Source organism: Micromonospora sp. NPDC050980 (assembly GCF_040653835.1).
Lineage (GTDB): Bacteria > Actinomycetota > Actinomycetes > Mycobacteriales > Micromonosporaceae > Micromonospora.
In genome coordinates this window covers 1-4,934 of record NZ_JBFAGS010000057.1, presented here as the reverse complement: position 1 = coordinate 4,934, position 4,934 = coordinate 1, and the positions used below count along the sequence as shown (strand labels likewise).

1 protein-coding gene is annotated in these 4,934 nt (G+C 74.4%); it reads right to left on the bottom strand.

Annotation, left to right across the window (positions count from 1 at the left end; genetic code table 11):
- Positions 1 to 4,934: SDR family NAD(P)-dependent oxidoreductase (locus AB0H28_RS29885; RefSeq protein WP_358047441.1), on the bottom strand; the 4,934-nt coding region annotated here is incomplete at both ends.

The window sequence follows — 4,934 nt, the reverse complement described above, 5'->3', positions numbered from 1 at the left end:
CAACGGCAAACCCATCCCGGCACGCTGCGCACCCTGACCGGTGAACAGGAACGCCAGACCACCCTCGACCACCACACCCGACACCGCCGCCGCCCACGCACCAGCAGCATCCGACCCGGCAGCGTCCAAGCCGCCAGCCTCCAGGCCGGCGGACGCCTGCCGGTCGGCGACGTCCTGCCCGGTGGACGTGTGCAGGCCGGTCAGCAAGTCCGCACGCGCACCGGCCAGCAGGACCGCGCGGTGCTCCAACGCCGCCCGACCGGTCGCCAACGACCACGCCACCGCCGCCGGATCCAGCTCCCCCACCGTGTCACGCAACCGGTCGAGCTGCCCGGCCAACGCCTCCGCCGACCGCGCCGACACCAGCCACGGCACCGGCCCGTCGACGCCGCGCGCCTGGCCCGCCGGCCGCTCGGCCAGCTCCCGGTCGGGCGCCTCCTCGATGATCACGTGGGCGTTGGTGCCGCTGACGCCGAAGGACGAGACGCCGACGCGGCGGGGGTGCGCGCCCGGCTGCCAGTCGCGGGCCTCGGTGAGCAGCTCGACGGCGCCGCCGGACCAGTCGACGTGGTTGGTCGGCTCGTCGACGTGCAGCGTCGGCGGCAGGACCCCCGCGCGCAGCGCCATCACCATCTTGACGATGCCGGCCACGCCGGCCGCGGCCTGGGTGTGGCCGATGTTCGACTTGACCGAACCCAGCCAGAGCGGCCGGTCCCGGTGCTGGCCGTACGTGGCGAGCAGCGCCTGCGCCTCGATCGGGTCACCGAGCCGGGTGCCGGTGCCGTGCGCCTCGACGGCGTCCACGTCCGCGGGGTCCAGCCGGGCGCTGGCGAGCGCCTGCTGGATGACCCGCTGCTGCGCGGGCCCGTTGGGGGCGGTCAGCCCGTTCGACGCGCCGTCCTGGTTCACCGCGGAGCCGCGGACGACGGCCAGCACCTGGTGGCCGTGGCGGTGCGCGTCGGCCAGCCGCTCGACGAGCAGGACGCCCACGCCCTCGCCCCAGCCGGTGCCGTCGGCCGCCTGCGCGAACGGCTTGCAGCGGCCGTCGGCGGCCAGGCCGTCCTGCCGGCCGAACTCGGCGAACGCGCCGGGCGTCGCCATGACGGTGACGCCGCCGGCCAGGGCCAGGTCGCACTCGCCGTTACGCAGCGCCTGCATCGCCAGGTGCAGGGCCACCAGCGAGGAGGAGCAGGCGGTGTCGACGGTGACCGCGGGGCCTTCCAGCCCGAACGTGTACGAGGTGCGACCGGACAGCACCGCGGCGGCGTTGCCGGTGCTGACGTAGCTGTCGACGGTGCTGTGCAGCAGCAGCGCCGCGTAGTCCTGGCCGTTGGTGCCGGCGAAGACACCGGTGCGGCTGCCGGCCAGCCCGAGCGGGTCGAGTCCGGCCCGCTCGAACGCCTCCCAGCTCGCCTGGAGGAAGAGCCGCTGTTGCGGGTCCATCGCCAGCGCCTCTCGCGGGGCGATGCCGAACAGGTCGGCGTCGAAGTCGCCGGCATCGTGGACGAACGCGCCGAGCGGTGCGTACAGCCCGGAGGTGTCGGTGGTCCAGCCCCGGTCGGTGGGGAAGTCGGCCACGGCGTCCCCGCCGTGGAGCACGAACCGCCAGAGTTCCTCGGGGCTGCGGACGCCGCCGGGGAAGCGGCAACTCATCGCGATGATGGCGATCGGCTCGTCGTCGGCGACGGTGGTGGGGGCCGCGATCGTGGTGGCGGCGGCTCCGCCGAGGAGCCCGTCGAGGTGCCGGGCGAGCAGCATCGCGCTGGGATAGTCGAAGACCAGGCCGGCGGGCAGCGTCAGGCCGGTGAGCGTCTGTAGCCGGTCGCGCAGCTCGACCGCGGTGAGCGAGTCGATGCCGAGGTCCTTGAACGCCTTGCCGGGGTCGATCCGTTCGACGGTGTCGTAGCCGAGCACCCCGGCGACGGCGGCCCGCACCGCGCCGACCAGCGCGGTGCGCCGCTCGGCCGCGGTCAGGACCGCGAACGGGGAGTCGGGCCGGCCGGGCGGGGCGGTCGACTCCTGCGCCGGAGCGACGTCGGCGAGGAACGGGCTGGGCCGCCCGGCGGTGAAGAGCGCGGTGAACTGCGGCCAGTCGACGTCGGCGACGGTCACGCAGCCGGCGTCGGCGTCGACCGCCTCGGCGAGCGCCTGGATCGCCAGCGCCGGCGGCATCGGCCGCAGCCCGCGACGGCGCAGGTAGTCCTCGGCGCCGGCCTCGGCAACCAGCATGCCGGCCTCGGCCCACGGGCCCCAGGCCACCGCCGTGCCGGCCCGGCCCGCGGCCCGGCGGGCCTGCACCAGGCCGTCCAGGAACGCGTTGCCGGCCGAGTAGGCGGCCTGACCGCCGCTGCCCCACACCCCGGAGATCGAGGAGAACACCACGAACAGGTCGAGGCCCTCGGTCAGCGCGTCCAGGTGCACGGCGCCGGCGACCTTGCCCCGGACGATCTCGGCGAAGTCGTCCGCGTCGGTCTCGGTGAGCAGGCCCACGCCGGAGACACCGGCCGCGTGCACCACGCCGCACAGGTCCGGGATGCCGGCCAGCAGGTCGGCCACCTGCGCGCGGTCGGAGACGTCACAGGCCACCACCGACACCTGCGCCGGCGCGAGGTCGGCCACCAACTCGGCCGCACCCGGCGCGTCGGCGCCCCGCCGGGAGGTCAGCACCAGCCGCCGTACGCCCCGACCGACCAGCCAGCGGGCCACCTGCCCGCCGAGCGCGCCGGTGCCCCCGGTGACGAGGATCGCGCCGTCCCAGGTGCGCGGCGCCGGTGGTCGTGACGGGGTCGCCGCGGGCCGCAGCCGGCGGACGAAGACGCCGGAGGCGCGTACGGCGACCTGGTCCTCGGCCCCGCCGAGGAGGTGGACCACCCGCCGGCGGGTCCGTTCGTCGGTGTCGGCCGGCACGTCGACGAGGCCGCCCCACAGTTCCGGCAGTTCCAGCGCCGCGACCCGGCCGGCGCCCCAGAGCATCGAGCCGGCGACATCGGTCAGCGGGTCGGAGCGGCCGATCGACACCGCGCCGCGGGTGATCCACCAGAGGCGGGCCGGTACGCCGCTGTCGGCGAGGGCCTGCACCGTGGTCAGGAAACCGTAGTGGGCGTCGGCCGGTGAGCCGGCCGGGAGCAGTGACACCACGCCGGCCAGGTCGTCGACGTCGTGCGCCACCGCGGCGAGCGCGGTGGCCAGCGGCTGCCGGGCCAGGTCGTCGCCCGTCACGACCAGTTCGACGAGGTCGAGGCCGAGGCCGCCGAGGAACGCCTCGGCGGTTCCGGCCATCGGGGCTAGGACGAGCCAGGTGCCGGTGGCCGGCTCGGCGGCGTCGGTGATCGGGCGCCAGGTGACGTCGTAGCGCCAGGACGCCACCTCGGTGGCCGCGACCCGGTCGCGGCGCCAGTCGGCGAGCGCGGCGCTCAGCGACGCCGGGACGTCGGTGTGCAGCAGGTCGGCGAGGTTGTCGTCCTCGACCGCCTGCCAGAACGCCGATTCGACGGGGTCGGCGGTCGTCGTCGGCAGTTCGAGGGGAGTCAGCCAGTAGTGGTCCCGCTGGAAGGCGTAGGTGGGCAGGTCGACGCGGGGCGCGGCGGGCAGGATCGCCGCCCAGTCGACAGGCACGCCGGCGGTCCACAGCGTCGCGACCGCGTGCAACAGGCTGTCGGTGTCGTCGCGGTCCCTGCGCAACGCCGGCACGTACGTCAGCTCCGGCGCCGCCGTCGCGGACAGCACACCGGCCGGGCCGACCTCCAGGCACCGGGTCACCCCGTGCTCCGCGAGCCAGGTCATCCCGTCGTGGAAACGCACCGCCTCCCGCACGTGGCGCACCCAGTAGTCCACGGTGAACTCCTGCACCGGCTCACCGGTCAGGTTCGACACGATCGGGATCCGCGGCATGCCGAACTCGATGTGCCCGATCGCCGCGGCGAACTCGGCCAGCATCGGCTCCATCAACGCCGAGTGGAACGCGTGCGACACCGCCAACCGTGTCGCCTTGGCGAACCGCGACGCCAACTCCTCCACCACCTCGGCCGGACCGGAGACCACCACCGACGCCGGACCGTTCACCGCGGCGACATCCACACCCGTGCCAGCAATGATCTCCCGCACCTCGGCCTCGGACGCCTGCACCGCCAACATCGCCCCACCGGCCGGCAACGCCTGCATCAACCGACCCCGCGCCGCCACCAGGGTGACCGCGTCATCCAGCGACAACACCCCCGCCACATGCGCGGCAGCGACCTCACCGATCGAATGCCCCAGCAGGAAGTCCGGGACGACCCCCCACGACTCGACCAGCCGGAACAACGCCACCTCAACCGCGAACAAACCCGCCTGGGTATAAACCGTCCGATGGACCGCCTCGGAATCGATCGCCTGCCGCAACGGCACATCCAACAGCTGATCGAAGCGGGCACAGACCCCGTCGAACACCTCCGCGAACACCGGGAACCGGTCGACCAACCGCAAACCCATCCCCACCCGCTGCGCACCCTGCCCCGTGAACAGCACCGCCAAGCCGCCCTCGGACACCACACCCGACACCACAACCGCATCCGAAACCACGACGTCCAACCCGCCGGACGCCCCCAAACCAGCCAGGAACCCGTCCCGACCACCGGCCAGCACCACCGCACGATGCTCCAACGCCGCCCGACCAGTCGCCAACGACCACGCCACCGCCGCCGCATCCAACTCCGGCTCGGCAGCGACGACATCGTGCAGGCGGACGGTCTGCGCGGCCAGCGCCTGCGGCGACCGCGCGGAGACCAACCACGGCAGCGGACCCTCGACGTCGGGCCTCTCGATCACGGCGGGCGGCGCGGCCGGTTCCGCCAGGATCAGGTGGGCGTTGGTGCCGCTGATCCCGAACGCCGACACACCTGCGCGGCGGGGATTGCCGTCGGTCTCCCACGGCCGGGCCTCGGTCAGCAGCTCCA